Here is a 16,844-nt window from a genome sequence, read left to right as displayed (position 1 = left end):
GTTTATGATCGATAAATATAGTGCTCGATCTGGAAATAACAGTGTATATGGTTGATGATTGGATGTATCACGTTTGTTAAATAAATGTATTTCAAACGTATTGGTTTGAATGCGCGGCACAGTCGCGAAACAGGAGGAAGCCATGAATACGTCAACATTACTCATGCAGCTTAATCAACTGGACGATAATCATATCAAACAATTACAGCCTTCGTTTGATAACCTTCCGGGTACATCTCACGCAGACGGCGGTTATCGCTTGCGTCGTTATTCAATCGTGCATGCTTTCGATGGGGGCATCGAGAAGTTACCGACTCGCCCATTTATGCAAACATCTGACATCAATGAATTCCAAGGGGATGTGGCCAGAACCTTTGAGGATATCGAGCCCCAGACTATTCAGGCACCGGGCTTCCATGCCATGTGTCGGACATTCCGCGACCTTTACCAGCTTAGCGATGACAACGACATCGAAATCCACCAAATTCGTATTCAGGCGGATAATCAATCTGTGCAGGTTGCCCCAGAAGGGGTTCACCAAGATGGCTTTGATCATATCGCTATTGTGAGCATTGGCCGTGATAATATTGAGGGCGGTGACTTTCAGGTATTTAGTCATAAAACCAGCGCACCGCTGTTTAGCCTGCCGCTGGAACCGGGGCAAATGGCGGCACTTGATGATCGTACGTTGTGGCATTACGCTGAGCCGATTACGCCCGTGGATWACCAGAAACCGGGCACGATGGATGTATTTGTACTCACAGCAACAAGGAAGTAACGATGACACCGGCAGGTTTTTCACCCCATGCTGTTCGGGGCCACTTTCCCGCGCTCGCGCAAATCATTGAAGGCAAACCCGTTGCATTTTTTGATGGCCCAGGGGGCGCACAAGTACCCCGCGCGGTGCTTGACGCTATGGTGGATTATTTAGGGCACTACAACGCCAATCTGGGCGGCCAGTTCTTTTCTGGTCGTTATACCACCGAGCTTATGCAGCGCGCGCGGGATGTGGCGGCCACCTTTGTGAATGCCTCATCGTCAGAAAGCATGGTATTCGGTCCGAATATGACCACCTTGACCTTCTCGTTGAGTCGGGCAATCAGTCGCGACTGGCAGGAGGGAGATGAAGTGATTGTTTCGGCACTCGATCACTATTCAAATGTATCTAGCTGGCAACAAGCGGCGCATGACAAAGGCGCGACCGTGAAACAGGTACGTGTTGATGAGTCGACGTATTCTATCGATATGACCCACCTAGCCAGCCTAGTAACCGATAAAACTAAGTTGATTGCGGTGACACTCGCCTCAAACACCACAGGCAGTTTGGTTGATGTGGCAAAAGTGGTGGAGATGGCGAAACAAGTGGGCGCCAAAGTGTATGTAGATGCGGTGCATTACGCGCCCCATCACTTGGTGGATGTGCAAGCACTCGGATGCGATTTTCTTGCCTGCTCAGCGTATAAGTTTTTTGGGCCTCATGTTGGTTTTGCCTATGTCGCGCCTGAGTGGGTACAGACGTTAAAACCGTACAAAGTGGAACCTGCGACTAATCAAGGCCCCGGCCGATTTGAAACAGGCACCCAAAGCTTTGAGGCGATAGCGGGCTTTATTGCGACGGTTGACTATCTTGCACAATGGGGCAATCCGACGTCCTCACTGCGAGAAAGGCTAGCGGCAAGTTATGCGCAGTACCAAGCGCATGAGCAAGCATTGTCGGCACATTTTATCCAGTTGATGCGCGCTTACCCCAAAGTACGTATTTATGGTATTACCGATGATAATCAGCTCGACAAACGCACTCCTACGTTTGCGATCCGCATAGAGGGAACAGAGCCGGCAGAGGTTGCTCAAGCACTTGGCGAGCAAAATTTGTGTGTCTGGAATGGACACTTCTATGCGCAAGGCCTGTGTGAGCAGCTTGATATCTTAGACAAAGGCGGTGTGATCCGCATCGGTATGATGCATTACAACACCATTGATGAAATTGACCGACTACACCAAGCCTTATTGCCATTTATTAGCGATTAAGGTTAATCAATCTCTCAAGCGGCCAAAAAGGCCGCTTTTTTTTGATCAAAATTGGTTTCAGTTGATGTTTAAATGTGAATTTATTCACAGTGCAACCTAGAAACGTTAGCTAGCGCATAGGCGAATGTGCGGCTGCACGTTATGATCACCATCGTTAGTGCTGTCCAAGAACCTGTTCAGAAAGAAATCATTTAAAAACGAAACCAATAATAATCAAGGCGAGACCCATGACTGAAGAACAAAACGCCTTTTGGCACCAATATCTAACGACCCTTCCCGCGGACCAACGGCCAACTGATGATCAAGTGGTGGTGGACACCTTAAGTCATCACACGGTGAGAGCGAACGAAGTTGCGACATTGGTGAGTTTGAATAAAAAGAAAGCTCACTGCCGATTGCGCAGCTCTTTGGAAGAGAAAAATGCGGTGATCCCACACAAAGGACATTATAAGATTGTCCTTAATGGTCACCACCGACCCGTGTGTATCGTCAAAACCACACAGGTGAGYTATTGCCCRTTTAACCAAGTCAGYGCYGAATTTGCGGCACGWGAAGGAGAGGGAGATGGATCTTACCAGTGTTGGCACGAAGCGCATTGGGGTTACTTTTCCCAGTACGCTAAAACACACGGCCTACATTTTGATGAGCACTCGGATGTGGTGCTTGAAGAGTTTGAGAAAGTCTATCCACTCTAAAAATCAAAGCCGCGCTGAGCGGCTTTTTTAATGTTTCTCACCCGTCCTGTATTTACTCACTTATATCCAAATTAATCTCATCGGCCCATGGCATGTCTGGCAGGGTGTCTAAGTTGGCTTCATAGCGGGACAGGGTAAATTGCCCGTTGTGATTRTTAACATCATAGATCTCAACCATTAACGCACAGGCAATGTACTCGATAGCTTCGTCGCGTGAATAGCCGGTCATACGCAGGCGCATCAAGGTTTCTGCTACCTTTTTAGGGTCTTGGTCGGCGATCTGGTTCTCAACCACTTCAATCAAGTTAGCGATACTGGTACTGGTTTCATCTTGCATGGTATTGCTCATTATGGGTGATAGTGACGTCATACTAGGGGATGCAAGCCTGAGAGGCACGGATTTTTTGTCAGCCTATGACGTCACTAACTTCATTTAGTTAACTCAATATGTTAATGATAACCATTATCGAAATGGTGTGGTGAATGAAAAGGATATAATCATGGTGAAAACACGTATCGAAAAAGACAGTATGGGTAATGTTGAGGTACCTGCTGATGCGCTGTACCAAGCACAAACACAGCGAGCCGTGAATAACTTTGCGGTCAGTGACCAGATGATGCCTGAGGATTTTATTCGCGCGTTAGCCATGGTGAAGCATGCAGCGGCAACGGCTAACGAAGAGCTGGGCTTACTGGATGGTAATATCGCACATGCGATTCGCCAAAGTGCCGAATCTATCATGGATGGTGAGCATTTAGCGCAGTTTCCCGTTGATGTGTTTCAGACTGGCTCAGGCACCAGTTCAAACATGAATATGAATGAAGTGCTGGCAACGTTAGCCTCTGAAAAGTGTGGTGAAACGGTCAGTCCCAACGATCATGTCAACATGAGTCAAAGTAGCAACGATTCTGTTCCTACGGCTATCCAGATCAGTGCCACATTAGGCTGTGAAAAAGCCTTACTTCCCGCGTTAGCGCATTTACGTGATGCGTTACAGGAAAAGAAACGCTCAGTCGGCCATATCGTGAAAACGGGTCGCACTCACTTGATGGATGCGATGCCTGTGACTCTTGGCCAAGAGCTAGATGCTTGGACTCAGCAGGTCGAACACGCGATGGTACAAATTACCCAAAGTCTATCATCGGTGCGCGCACTGGCTCAGGGTGGCACGGCAGTGGGGACGGGAATCAATGCTCATCCATTATTTGCCGAGCGTTTTGCCAACGCAGTTTGTGCGTGCAGCCACTCGTCATTCACGGCGAGCGAGAATCCTTTTTTTGCTATTGGTAGCCAAGATGCGCTGGTGGCATTGCACGGCCAGTTGAAGACAACCGCGGTTGCAGTTATGAAACTGAGTAACGATTTACGTTGGATGAACTCGGGCCCACTGGCCGGGCTTGGAGAAATTGAGCTAGAGGGGTTACAGCCCGGATCGTCTATTATGCCGGGGAAAGTGAATCCTGTTATTCCAGAATCTGCTGCTATGGTTGCGGCGCAAGTGATGGGCAACGACACTACCATCACGGTGGCGGGGCAATCGGGGAATTTTGAGCTGAACGTGATGTTGCCTGTGATTGCTGCCAACTTACTGCAAAGTATTCGTCTATTGGCGAATGCTGCTCATCTGTTAGCAGATAAAGCGGTGGCGACCTTTAAAGTGCGAGAAGATAACTTACAGTCAGCGCTAGCCCATAACCCTATTTTAGTAACGGCGCTTAACCCAGTTGTGGGTTACCTTAAAGCCGCTGAAATTGCGAAGAAGGCGTATCAACAGGGCCGGCCTATCTTGGATGTCGCGGAGGAAGAAACGGATCTCGGCCGCGAGCATTTGTCGCAATTGCTTGATCCAGCCAAGCTCACCGAAGGCGGTATCGCTGAATAAATATTAGGGTGGGGGCGCCACAACAACACGGTTGCGCCCCGTCTTTTTGGCCTGATACAAGCAATCATCGGCTCGGTCAAAAACACGCTCTGGGTGAACATCGTCAGTGTGGTTTTCAGCCAAACCGCAGCTGACGGTATAGGTCAGTGACTGGTCATCAATGTGAGAAATGCTAGCGGCGATGCGTTCTCGGATCCGTTCTGCCACATGAGTGGCATCGCGTGCGCACGTGTTGCGAAAGATGACCACGAACTCCTCACCGCCATAGCGAGCGACCAAATCGTTCTGGCGTACTGTGTCTGTGATGATGCTAGCGACATCTTTCAATACTTGATCGCCAGCAAGGTGGCCATAGTTGTCATTGATCTGTTTAAAGTGGTCAATATCGATTACGGCCACTGTGTAAAAGTAACATGCGCGTTTAGCAAATTCGTGTTCGATGGCTAATTCAGGCAGTAGACCGTAGCGGTTAACGGTGCCGGTTAATGGGTCAAGGCTAGCTTTCCTTTGCCAACTATCCCGAGCCACCACAGCTATTCTTAGTTCTGAGGCATGGATAGATATACTGATACTAACGAGCACTGTCGTGAATACGTAGATTAATAAAGCCAGAATGCCATCATCAAGATCTGGAATCGCAAAAGCGCCTAGACTGTGCGGGACCATCACTAAGATCGAAGTAATCAGGATCACAAGCGAAACAAGCAGTGTTCGCCAATACCCAGACGATGCAATATAAACTAGTAGTGCGAGGATAATAAAAATAGCACCGGGGAAATAGGAAAAGCCCGCTAAGGTTAGCATCAGAGCGCTTAAGGCTATGCCCGTATTTTTAGTGTTTATTTTCTCTAACTGAAACCCACCTCGTCGCCAGGTCGTGTAAAGACTCACCCAGATCAATAGAGACGTCGTATAGGTCATTGAGAATTCGATATATAGAAACTTTAATCTTTCCGGGATAAGCTGGTTATCTATATAAAGAGGCACCGACACGAGCAAAATCATTGCGACTGAAGGAATGAAGCAGGCGATAAGAATAAAGCGAAACAAGACACTCACGTTATCTAAGCATTGCTGACACCGCGATATCCATAACCTTGCGGAGATAAAGGCGATAACAGTGAGTAGGGCGCCAAATAAGAGCGACACTGCGACGTGCAAATCATCAATCCGAGCGGTGGCGGCGAAAGAGTGACTGAGTGCGCTGACGATTAAAAACGGGAAGAATATCCGCCGACCGTAGTGATAAAACAAAACGACCGCGAGACCACTCGCAATATTAGTCAGTGTTGAGGTATGCACATCCACTAATACAGCGAGGTACCGCATATCAACCCAGGTAAGGGCGCCGTAAATTGCGACCCATAGAGTTAAATAGGAGAATGAAAGAGTGGATGCCATATGTCTCCTACAAGGTGTCGCCTATGACAAGCGTTTTCAGTGCTTGATATAAGTTTACCTGATGGTGATGGAGTAAATATAGCAGAGCCGGCATGCACCGGCTCTGAAACTCGAGGAGGGGGTTAWTCCAATTTCTTTAACGCAACGGCGTTCATACAAAAACGTAATCCAGTCGGTGGGGGGCCATCGGGAAACACATGTCCCAAATGAGCATCACAGCTGGCACAAGTGGTTTCAATTCGCGTCATCCCGTGACTGGTATCTTTATGGTATGCGATGGCGCTATCTTCGGCAGGTTGTGTGAATGAAGGCCAGCCGGTACCAGAGTCAAATTTCTCATTCGCATCAAACAACAGAGTGCCGCAACAAACGCAGCCATATAGGCCTGGCTCAAACAAGGTACACATGCCCGAGCTAAAAGCACGTTCAGTGCCTTTTTGACGCGTGACACGATATTGCTCGTCGCTGAGCTGTGACTGCCATTGTTGATCTGTTTTTTCCACCCGCTGGCGCGGCGACACATTACCTTGTTCGCTTCGTGTGACGATCTCTTGCCATGTCAGCATGATGTCGATCCTCTTGTGTGGCGGGCAACTGCCCGTGCTACAAAAACGCGTAGTGTTATGAATCTGAGTGCGTGATGCAAGTAGTACGGTGATGATTCGCCTTTAAGATCAAAGTTAAAGTGTGCCGATACCCCATCGTAATTCATCGTCTTGATCGTCTCGCACTTGATCTAAATAGCCCTCTAAGTGTTGCTCAATCAGTTCGTCAGATTGCGAGAAAAAGGCAATATGAAAGACCGCATCCCCTTCATTGACAACAGGGAGAGTTTGTTGGCCAATCAATATACCGCTTTGCGAGGCTTTGATTTCCACTTCATTGCTGCCTGATGGGTCGCTGATGATACCGAGTATTTGTCCCTTATTAACTCTTTCACCTAGGGCAATATGACTACGAAAGATACCGTCAGCTTCAGCGCGCACCCACCGTGTAGCCCGTGCTGTAACCGGTTGATAGGGAAGGGTACGCCGAGACTGACGTAGCATCCCCAAATGACGCATAACGCGAATGACACCCCGTACGCCCGCATTAATGGCGTAAGGCTCAAATCGCAGTGCTTCACCTGCCTCGTAAGTGATGACTGGAATACCGATCGCTTCTGCTTCGGCACGTAGAGAGCCATCACGTAAGGCGGCATCAACCATAACGGGAGCTGCAAAGGCTTTCGCCATCTCGGCTGCTCCTTCATTATCAAGATTGGCGCGGATTTGAGGCAGATTGGTGCGATGAATCGCTGCGGTATGAAGATCAATGACGTGCGTACACTGACTGATCACTTCATTAAATAATTGATATGCCATACGCCCGGCAATGGAGCCGCGCTCGGAGCCGGGGAAAGAGCGGTTTAAGTCGCGTCGATCGGGTAAATAGCGGGACTTGTGAATAAAGCCAAAGACATTGACGACAGGAATAGCAATCAAGGTGCCACGAAGCTTTTCGGTATCGACTTTGGCTAATATTTGACGAACAATTTCAATTCCATTGAGCTCGTCGCCATGAATGGCGGCGCAAACAAGCAGAATAGGCCCCTCTAACTTACCGTTTAACACCTCAATGCTGACATTTAATGGCGCGTGAGTGTATAAGCGCGCCATTTCCAGTTCCAAGCTGGCTTGCTCGCCAGCTTGGATTGTTTCGCCACCGATATCGATGGCATTGTTTTTTTTAGCCCTTGCCACGTGTGCGTGTCCTTTGGGGTTTAGCCGTCTTTTCAATATACTCGACGATCATGCCCGCGACATCTTTTCCTGTTGCTTTTTCAATGCCTTCTAGCCCAGGAGATGAGTTGACTTCCATCACAAGGGGTCCGCGCTCGGAGCGAAGAAGATCAACCCCTGCCACGTTAAGTCCCATGGCTTTCGCGGCCGCGATCGCGGTTCGACGCTCGGCTGGCGTAATACGGACTAGACTCGCCGTACCGCCACGGTGCAGATTAGATCGAAACTCGCCCGGTTGCGCTTGACGCTTCATCGCGGCGATCACCTTATCACCAATCACAAAGCAGCGAATGTCGGCACCGCTAGACTCTTTAATGTATTCTTGCACCAAAATATCCGCTTTTAAGCCCATAAAGGCTTCAATCACACTTTCTGCGGCTTTTTTAGTTTCAGCAAGCACGACGCCAATACCTTGGGTTCCTTCCAAGAGTTTGACCACCACGGGCGTGCCACCCACCATGGTCAGCAAGTCAGCAATATCACCGGGCTTACTGGCAAACCCAGTATGAGGCATGCCGATCCCTTTACGTGACAACAATTGCATTGAGCGTAATTTATCGCGAGAGCGTGTGATGGCAACCGACTCATTGACGGGGAATACGCCCATCATTTCGAATTGGCGCAGTACCGCACAGCCATAGAAAGTAACGGATGCACCAATCCGCGGTACGATGGCGTCGAATCCGGACAATTCCTCACCGGCCAAATGAATCATCGGCTGCGTTGAGTTAATACTCATGTAGCAGCGCAGCGCATCAATGATTTTGTACTCGTGACCGCGTTGTTCGCAGGCTTCTATCAGGCGACGCGTAGAATAAAGATTTTTGTTACGCGACAGAATGCCTATTTTCATGGTTTAACCGCTCCTACTTACCGAGCAAAAAAGAGTGCATGGGATCGACGGTCATTTGTCCCGCCATGGCTGTGCGGCCGAGTAGCATGCGAAAACGCATGTTGTCTCTTGCCGTTAGTGTCATTTCTATCGGATAGCGTAATTTACCCGCTTGAAGTGTGGTCTGTATGACATACCTAAGCTGTTCATGCCCTCCCGAGTCGCGAACAATGCGTCTAGCTAGGACTTTGGCTTCAGCTTGTACGTGTGTTTCATCGTCCCCTTGATGAGGGTGAACCCAAAAGCGAACCCAAGCTTCCCCGTTTTGGTCGAATTCTTCGATCTTAAACGTATGCAGGCAAGAAGTCCGTGCTCCGGTATCAATTTTGGCTTTTACCCGATCAATGCCTAGGTCGGGGAGTGCGACCCACTCTCGCCAGCCGACGCTGACTTTAGGTGTTTTGTGTTGCACAGTGTTCATTTTGATCCGCTATAAAAAAGTCCCTTACTCTACCGTAGAAGGGATAACGATTACTCGTGGTAAGAATCTGAAAAATAAGCGATGATGTGTGATAACCATCGCATACATTTACAACGCATTGACTCAGACATTTTCGTGGTGTCAGCAGTATGAGGTGCATGCGGATGCACGCACTCACCGCTTTGCGGCAATACGAGAGAGTCTGGGGTTCGTCGTGACAACGTCATGGCATCTCTGGGCAGGGCGACGAAATAATTTTCGCCAAATACGCGGTGATGGCGTCAGAGAGCACACGAAAAGTTTCATGAAGGAAATACCATGCAAAACAGTGATAGACAAGAAGTAATTGAGGATTTGCTCTCAAAAGTTGATGAGGGAACGCCTGAAGTGGCACAAGAGATCGAGCAAGCCCACAGTCTTGATGACCTCGCGCTATTACTTGAGTCTTTGCCCGTTACTGATCGTGTGAGTTTTTGGGAGCAATTATCGCCGGCAATACAGCTGCCGGTGTTGGCGGAAATGCGTGCTGATGCGAGTGAAACGATTATTCGCGCGGTGGATGAGGTTCGTCTCCATAACTTGTTTGCGGAACTGGATGCCGACACCTTGTTGGAGCTGCAAGATGTGCTCACCGAACCTTTGCTGGAAGAAGCATTGGGGCGCATGGATACGGAGCAAAAGCAACGGTATGCCTCCGCTCAGCAATATGCAGATAGCGAGGTAGGGCACTGGTGTGACCATCAACCTTTAGTGGTACCGGCGAAAACAAAAGTGAATGTCGTACTGCGTTTACTGCGCCGTGTGATGCCTAAATATTGTGACCATGTGTTCGTGGTTGATAGCCGTGGAATATGGGTTGGTGCGGTGCCGATTCACAAACTCTTTGGTGCTGATGGCGTGCTCAAAATTAGTGAGCTGGTGCGCGAACAGTTCCCGAGTCTGAATGCCCGCGAGGATATTTACGTGAGTGCCGATAAGGTCGCTAGCAGTGAAGAAGTTGCCTTACCAGTGCTAGACGATGGCGGGATGTTGATTGGTCGGCTTGACCTTGGCACTGCCTATGAGATGCAAGCGGAACGAGCAGAAGCGCAAATCATGGCCACGGCGGGTTTAGATGAAGATGAAGATTTATTCTCCCCGGTAATGAAAAGCGCGCGCAATCGTGCACTGTGGCTTGGCATTAATCTGATGACGGCTTTTCTTGCTTCTTGGTTTATCGGTTTATTTGAAGCAACCTTACAACAAGTGGTCGCGCTGGCGGTATTGATGCCCGTGGTGGCGTCAATGGGTGGGATCGCCGGAAGCCAGACGCTAACCTTGATTGTGCGAGGCTTAGCACTAGGACAAATATCTAAAAGTAACTTGAGGCCGCTACTGAACAAAGAGCTGCAAGTGGGGCTACTGAATGGTGTGCTTTGGGCGATAGTGATTGGTTTGATCGCCGGTTACTGGTTTAACAGCTGGGGACTAGGGATGGTGATTGGTGCTGCCATTATCGCCAATATTATCAGTGCCGCCTTGGCAGGTATCTTTCTTCCGGTCATTCTCGATAAGCTGAAAATTGATCCTGCGCTGTCAGGATCGGTCATTTTAACCACGGTGACGGATATTGTTGGTTTTGTTGCCTTCCTTGGGTTAGGAACCTTGTTTTTGCTGTAAACCTTTACCAAGAAAGCAGGGATTGAAAAGCGCTCGCCGTAACGACGAGCGCTTTTTGTTATGAGTTTGCTGGTGGCGCGGGAGTATCTGACGCAGCAGCGTCAGCGCTCTCTGGCCGTTTTCCGTCAGCGGCAGGGAGCAGTTTTTCGCAATAAAGCGTCATAATGTCTTCCCGTATTAATTGTTCGAGTTCGGCGGCGCGTTCGGTTGGACAGAACAGACGGACGTGAACATGCTGCTCGCCGGTGTCGGTATGCGACAAATAAACATGGGGCTCAGGCCCAGGTAAATCCACACCCGCATGACGTTCAATCACATGGTTATAGCGTCGAGCGACATCAAGAAAATCCTCGCTATGATCGTCAATGCGTGCCAGCAACGCGGGAATATGGGGATATAAATTAATATCGCCACGGATCACTGTATGAAAATGGTGATAGACATAGCGCTTCATAAAATTCAGGTTTTTTACCGTGGTGGTAAAAAACAAACTATTGGGCAGCGTCGCAGTTTTTCCGGTGTAGCAATAGTGACCATCAATTTCTTGAATTTTAGTCGCCATCAAATTGTGCTCGATCACTTCGCCGCGAGAGTTACCTACCTCAATCCAATCCCCGATACGAAATGACCGTGAACTAGCACGCTGAATAGAACCGGTAAAGCATAAAATGATTTCTTTCGATGCGACGACGACGGCCACTGCGATGGCAGTAAGCGAGAGGGCAAACTCGCTAATTTCCGTGTTCCAGAATAAGAATAAAAACAGCAACAGTAAGCTAAACGCACCATTTTTAGTGCGAGAGATCCACTTACGTTGATCTTCACTGAGAAAGTTACTGTCACCGCGAATACGGCGTAAGATTAGGCGGCGAATAACGCTGACAATAATAATGACGCCGATGGTGGTCAGTAGCTTGTTATCGACCAACAGTTGGGCAATATTTTTTAACTCAGATAACAAAGTTGCTCCCTATTGTTTTTTTCCCGAGCTTTGGCGCTATTCTGCCCCTTTGGCGATAAAAATAAAACGCAAAGTTGCCGATACCTCAGGACGAGGTATCGGCGTGTGAGGTGGGTGCTAATCTGTCATCAATTTGCTTTGTTGGATCATGGCATCAATCACTGAAGCGCTGAGCTCTTGGCTACTCAGGCCACTGATATCAATCTCGTAGGCTGCGGCCATATCTGCCACACTGAGGTTCTCGAACACTACGTGTTGATCGATTTGATTATCGCCCGCTGAGGAAATGTATAAGGTGGCTTCACCTTGGTCGTTGTCCTCAAGGGTTAGATAGTCTTCAAGGTTTGCACCGGCTTGGTCTTCATCAATCAGCAGCTCGGAGAGATCGAGAGTGTCTTTTTGCACATCAAAGTCCGTAATGCGATCGACCGCTTCTGCGCCGACCGACCCTTGATCACCGCTCAAAAAGGCGAATGTGTCCGACCCAAGCCCGCCAGTCAGCGTATCGTCCCCTTTACCGCCAATCAGCAGGTCATCGCCAAGACCGCCATCAAGCGTATCATCGCCATGATTCCCGAGTAAGCTATCATCTCCCTCGTTACCGATCAGGGTATCATCACCTGTATCGGCGGCGATGATTTCACTTTGATAGCCGCCTTCCAGTGTTTGGTCATCAACGGCAATAATATCAACTAGCGCACTGTCCACATAGCTACCGTTAGAGGTGGTGTATTCAAATTGATGCTCAGGCTCTGGTAGCACCGCATTTGAGCTATCCAAGGTAAGATAAATCTCGTAGCTTTCGGTCGTATTTAAAGCATTGTTGGAGACGATCTCAAAGTAATAAGTGCCTTGTTGACCGGCGGTAAAGCTATTGCTGCCAGTATCTGGATTGAGAGTATCCAGCAGCTGTTGGTTTTGGTCATAAACCCTAACGCTGAGGTCATTCCACCACCGATCATCATCAAAAAGTAAGGTCTCGTTTTGGTAGAGATCCATTTTTGTCATATCACTGTCGGTGCCGTTTTGGACCGTACCTGTCAGAGCTGCGTTGGCACCATAGTTACCGGCATCAATATGCGCCCATACCTCCTGTGTCATGGTGCCGAACTTACCGCGATCTAGGCTCTGAGCCTGAGCAAACGAGTCAGCGAAGTCGCCGAGCTCGGATTCCGCGATAAACTCAGAGTCGTTACCGATGGGATCAAGAACGGTTTGCGGATTTATCGCACCATCAGGTGTGAAGGTGATGTCATCCGTGCCCGTTACCGACCCTTGTATCGCATTACTGGTAGCCGTGATCGTGCTGCCCATCGAAGGAATGTCATTATGGGTTAAGGCCAAACCGGGAATGACGATCGGACTACCGTCATGAATATTGGTGATCACTATATCGTGATTGGCGTCAAGCCGTGCCTCGTAGTAGAGATTAATGACGACATTGACGTCACTGCTATCGCCATCGTTGTCGGTAAGCGTCAGYGCGATTTGCTCTTGYTCGTTGAGAATATCTCTGTCGACCGCCACGCGGTAGTCGTATTCGCCGGTATCAAAATTGATGGTGAGGATACCGCCTTTTGCGGTTTCAAAGGTCTGCTGTGCGCTGTCAGTCGTGGGATCATAGCTGTACGTTTGTCCATCCAAGGTGAGCGCGGAGATATAGCCACCGTCGGCCCCGAATAAGGAGACAGTATTGCCGTCATCATCCAATAGAACAAGGCCGCCTGACACTTGTCCACTCTCAATGGTTTGTAGTAGTGAGTAGGCGAGCTCATTTTCATCGGTGACCAGCAATACATTGTCACTGGTATTGCCTGAGCTACTTGCAGCTATGGGGGTCAGTGGCGATGTCGTAATGCCATCCCCGACCCCAACACTGAAGGACTCGTCAATACCTTGCGTACTGACATAAGTTTGCCATGCGCTTTGCAGGCTAGTGTTACTTTCAAAGTCATCATTGGGCATCCCGTCCGAGATAAAATACGAGATGGTTTTATCCGCAGCCAGCCCTGAAGTATCGACAGTATCTATGATCTCGTTCAGCGCGTTATCGTATCGGGTCGCGCCGCCGGCATACAGACCCTCGATTGCGTCTAATGCGCTACCGACGTCATTCTGAATCCAGCCAGAAGAGCTCGCGGTATCCGAGAAAGATACGATTTGAATGTTGAGATCCCCGAGTTTGTCGTATTCTTCTACCATAGATTTCAGTGCAGCTTTGGTAACTTCCATCCGAGTGGGTGAGTCCGGATCGCTTGGATCAACCGGATCGGACATACTGCCGGACAGATCAACGGTAAGAATAAGGTTAAACGTCGAGCTACTCTCCGCCGTGGCGTATAAGGCACTTTCGATGTTGTCAGATGTGGGCGTATCATCTTGGACGTTGATGGTTAACGTTGATGAGCGATACGCGGTAGATGCCGTCGGATCATAGGTAGTGTAGGTGAAGGCGTCGCTCACGTTATCACCGCTGGTGGCATTATTGAGCGTATAGGTGTAGTCACCCGCGCGATAACCTTGGGTGTTGTCTTGGTTATAAACAGTCAGAGTGCCAATGGCGGTGGTGAGGGTTAAAACCCCATCACTGCCAAAACTTTGCCCATTAATTTGATGCAGGCTAACATTGACGCCTATCCCCGTATCATTATCCAACAGGTTACCTTGGGTAGTTTGACTATTATCGTCGCTCACCAACCCTTGCTCGCTGACTGAAGCGATATCGGCGTTTAATTGGGTATTGTTGTCATGACCGAGTGTGAGCTGTGCCTGACTGGTATCCCCATCGCTGTCGGTGAGGGTATAGGTGAATACTTCATCGTCCAGCGTGCTGGCATCCGTCGTTGACGCGACCGATGATTGATACAGATAGCTGCCGTCGGGTTGAATGGTTAATTGCCCTTGCGATGTGGCAATCACAGTACTGCCGTTGACTGCATAGGTGGTGCCATTGAAGCTAACCGCGGTCACCGTGGTGGTATCCGCCCCGAGGGTATCGGCACCGGCGCCGGCAGTGATCACGTTCCCACCTGTCGAGGCGCCAGAGGCTACGCTATCACTATCATCATGGGCTACCGGCGCAGAGTCGCTCACATCGAAGGTCACGGTTGTCCACTCGTTATTCTCGCTGCTTTGGTAGGAGAAGCTGTCATAGACTTGACCGCCGCCTGCATGATTCACTGCCGGTGCAGTGTAGGTAAAGCTACCGTCTGCATTGACAGTAACACTGCCACCCAATGCGGTGGCGATGGTGGCAGGGCCGATAACAATTTCACTGTTACCACTTTCTCCTTGGCTAGCATTGGTGGCAACGCGGGTGACAGAGGCCTGTGTATCTGTATCGTTGCTGATCAGTCCGTCGACACTAGCAATGCTGGTGGTTTGTCCTTCGGTCTGTGCAAAGCTATCATTTTCTAGATTCAGCGTGGCCGTGGTTGATGCCTGATCCGTGCCGTCGGTACTGATAGCCGTAATCGATAGCGTGACACCAGTAATATCGGCAGGAGAGGCGAGATTAAGACCACTCAGTTGCGCGTCCGTGAGTAACCAATCGCCGGTGCTTGCCTCTTTTGTCCCCGCTGATAATACTGCATCATCCGGTAAGCCGCTGATTCGGTAAGTAAGTGTTTCGCCCGATTCATTGGCGGTGCCGGAGATTGTTAAGGGCGAAAGAATCGCACGTGACCCGCCCGCGCCAGGGTCAGTGGCGGAGATTTGTCCTGCGTTGTCGATATAAGTCAGTGATTGATCGCCACGGCTGACCGTAAGTGTGGGGGCGGTAGCAACCCCTTCGACGTTGAAGGTGACATCGTGGGTGAGACTCGCATTTTGCGTATCGGTGGCGCGGAAGCTTACTGTCTCTGTCCCACTCCAATCGGCGACCGATGAAATGGTTGCGATACCATTCGCATCAATAGAGACGGAGACCCCACTGGGCACATTTGCCACATCGAAACTCAAAGTATCGTCACTGTCGATATCGGAAAACACTGTATTAAGATCAATGGTGTAGCTAACAAAATCCTCTTGCAGAGTTTGTGTTGAAACGGCTTGAGCCAAGGTGGGGGCGTCATTGGTACCGGTAATAGTAATGGTAATGTCCTGTTGTACGCCGTTAGTAGCCGTTAATGTGATGGTGTCGGTAACTTGATCGCCGGCATCCAAATTCTGCACCGCAGACTGATCGAGGGTGTAGGTCCAGTTCTCACCGAACAGCTCTAGCGAACCGTAAGTCCCGGTTTCTGTGGTATCGGCAAAGGTTGGCGCGTCGTCACTATCGACATCACTGATCGCAATGGTGCCGGTGGCAGTGACCGCATCGCCCACGTTGCCTTCGGTCACTGAACCAACAAACTCACCACTCACTTCAGGAGCATCATCCGTCCCCGTAATGGTGATAACAATATCTTGTTGCGTGTTATCGCTCGCAGTCAGGGTGATGGTGTCGGTCACCTGATCACCGGCATCTAAATTCTGCACGCTGGCTTGATTGAGGGTGTAGGTCCAGTTGCCATCGACCAGCTCTAGCGAACCATATGTACCCGCTTGTGTGACATCGGCAAAGGTAGGCGCATCGTCACTATCGACATCACTGATCGCAATGGTACCCGTCGCAGTCACCGCGGCATCGCCCACGTTGCCTTCGGTGACAGAACCAACAAAGCTACCGCTTACTTCAGGGGCATCATTCGTCCCCGTAATGGTGATCACAATATCTTGCTCTGTGCCATCAGAGGCAGTCAGGGTAATGGTGTCCGTCACCTGATCGCCAGCATCTAAATTCTGCACGGCAGATTGATCAAGGGTGTAAGTCCAATTACCGTTAACTAGCTGGAGCGAGCCATAAGTACCTGTTTCTGTGGTATTGGCGAAGGTGGGTGCATCTTCACCGTCGATATCAGKGATCGCAATGGTGCCCGTGGCAGTGACGGGTGCATCACCTTCGTTGCTTTCGGTGACAGAACCAACAAACTCACCAGTCACTTCAGGGGCATCATCCGTCCCCGTAATAGTGATCACAATGGCTTGTTCAGTACCATCGCTTGCTGTGAGGGTGACGGTATCCGTCACTTGATCACCGGCATCTAAATTCTGTACTGAGCTCTGATTTAGCGTGTAAGTCC

Annotated in this window: 13 protein-coding genes; 5 read left to right on the top strand and 8 right to left on the bottom strand. The window is 49.6% G+C overall.

Annotated features, from left to right (window positions below):
• Positions 1–142 precede the first annotated feature (142 nt).
• The 3 genes from BZG83_RS13040 to BZG83_RS13030 all read left to right on the top strand — a co-directional run bounded on the left by BZG83_RS13040 (position 143) and on the right by BZG83_RS13030 (position 2,723).
• Positions 143–778 (top strand): 2OG-Fe dioxygenase family protein, encoded by a 636-nt coding sequence (locus BZG83_RS13040; protein WP_077481163.1) that lies wholly within the window; start codon positions 143–145, stop codon positions 776–778.
• A gap of 2 nt (positions 779–780) precedes the next feature.
• A complete protein-coding gene (locus BZG83_RS13035) occupies positions 781–2,028 on the top strand; it encodes a cysteine desulfurase-like protein (protein ID WP_077481161.1) in 1,248 nt (415 codons plus the stop codon).
• Between the two features lie 227 nt (positions 2,029–2,255).
• Positions 2,256–2,723, top strand: a complete 468-nt coding sequence (locus BZG83_RS13030) for an ASCH domain-containing protein (RefSeq protein WP_077481159.1) — start codon at positions 2,256–2,258, stop codon at positions 2,721–2,723.
• 52 nt (positions 2,724–2,775) lie between these two features.
• On the opposite strand, the gene BZG83_RS13025 is transcribed toward BZG83_RS13030, so the two are convergent.
• Positions 2,776–3,060, bottom strand: coding sequence for a hypothetical protein (locus BZG83_RS13025; protein ID WP_077481157.1), 285 nt, complete (start codon positions 3,058–3,060; stop codon positions 2,776–2,778).
• 160 nt (positions 3,061–3,220) lie between these two features.
• Here BZG83_RS13025 and BZG83_RS13020 point away from each other — a divergent pair, with 160 nt between their 5' ends.
• Positions 3,221–4,606 carry a class II fumarate hydratase gene (locus BZG83_RS13020; RefSeq protein WP_198536744.1) on the top strand — a complete coding sequence of 462 codons (1,386 nt, stop codon included), beginning with the start codon at positions 3,221–3,223 and terminating at the stop codon, positions 4,604–4,606.
• 3 nt (positions 4,607–4,609) lie between these two features.
• Here BZG83_RS13020 and BZG83_RS13015 read toward each other — a convergent pair whose 3' ends face one another.
• The 5 genes from BZG83_RS13015 to BZG83_RS12995 form a co-directional block, all read right to left on the bottom strand.
• Positions 4,610–6,007 carry a GGDEF domain-containing protein gene (locus BZG83_RS13015; RefSeq protein WP_077481153.1) on the bottom strand — a complete coding sequence of 466 codons (1,398 nt, stop codon included), beginning with the start codon at positions 6,005–6,007 and terminating at the stop codon, positions 4,610–4,612.
• A gap of 122 nt (positions 6,008–6,129) precedes the next feature.
• The gene (gene msrB / locus BZG83_RS13010) at positions 6,130–6,573 is read right to left on the bottom strand and encodes a peptide-methionine (R)-S-oxide reductase MsrB (protein ID WP_077481151.1); all 444 of its coding nucleotides are present in this window, start codon (positions 6,571–6,573) and stop codon (positions 6,130–6,132) included.
• Positions 6,574–6,687: 114 nt separating this feature from the next.
• A complete protein-coding gene (locus tag BZG83_RS13005) occupies positions 6,688–7,749 on the bottom strand; it encodes a succinylglutamate desuccinylase/aspartoacylase family protein (protein ID WP_077481149.1) in 1,062 nt (353 codons plus the stop codon).
• Positions 7,736–8,641 carry a 30S ribosomal protein S6--L-glutamate ligase gene (gene rimK, locus BZG83_RS13000; RefSeq protein ID WP_077481147.1) on the bottom strand — a complete coding sequence of 302 codons (906 nt, stop codon included), beginning with the start codon at positions 8,639–8,641 and terminating at the stop codon, positions 7,736–7,738. The genes BZG83_RS13005 and rimK overlap by 14 nt, the downstream gene beginning before the upstream one ends.
• A 13-nt stretch (positions 8,642–8,654) precedes the next feature.
• The gene (locus BZG83_RS12995; RefSeq protein WP_077481145.1) at positions 8,655–9,101 is read right to left on the bottom strand and encodes an ATP-dependent zinc protease family protein; all 447 of its coding nucleotides are present in this window, start codon (positions 9,099–9,101) and stop codon (positions 8,655–8,657) included.
• 318 nt (positions 9,102–9,419) lie between these two features.
• Here BZG83_RS12995 and BZG83_RS12990 point away from each other — a divergent pair, with 318 nt between their 5' ends.
• A complete protein-coding gene (locus BZG83_RS12990; RefSeq protein WP_077481143.1) occupies positions 9,420–10,760 on the top strand; it encodes a magnesium transporter in 1,341 nt (446 codons plus the stop codon).
• Between the two features lie 58 nt (positions 10,761–10,818).
• On the opposite strand, the gene BZG83_RS12985 is transcribed toward BZG83_RS12990, so the two are convergent.
• A complete protein-coding gene (locus BZG83_RS12985; protein ID WP_077481141.1) occupies positions 10,819–11,721 on the bottom strand; it encodes a mechanosensitive ion channel family protein in 903 nt (300 codons plus the stop codon).
• A 117-nt stretch (positions 11,722–11,838) separates the two neighbouring features.
• Entirely contained in the window at positions 11,839–16,791 is a 4,953-nt protein-coding gene (locus BZG83_RS12980) for a VCBS domain-containing protein (RefSeq protein WP_241828294.1), read from the bottom strand.
• Positions 16,792–16,844 lie beyond the last annotated feature (53 nt).

Source organism: Salinivibrio sp. PR919 (genome assembly GCF_001995355.1).
Taxonomy (GTDB): domain Bacteria; phylum Pseudomonadota; class Gammaproteobacteria; order Enterobacterales; family Vibrionaceae; genus Salinivibrio; species Salinivibrio proteolyticus.
Note: the sequence above shows the minus strand (reverse complement) of the source record. Positions and strands in the feature narration are given on the sequence as shown.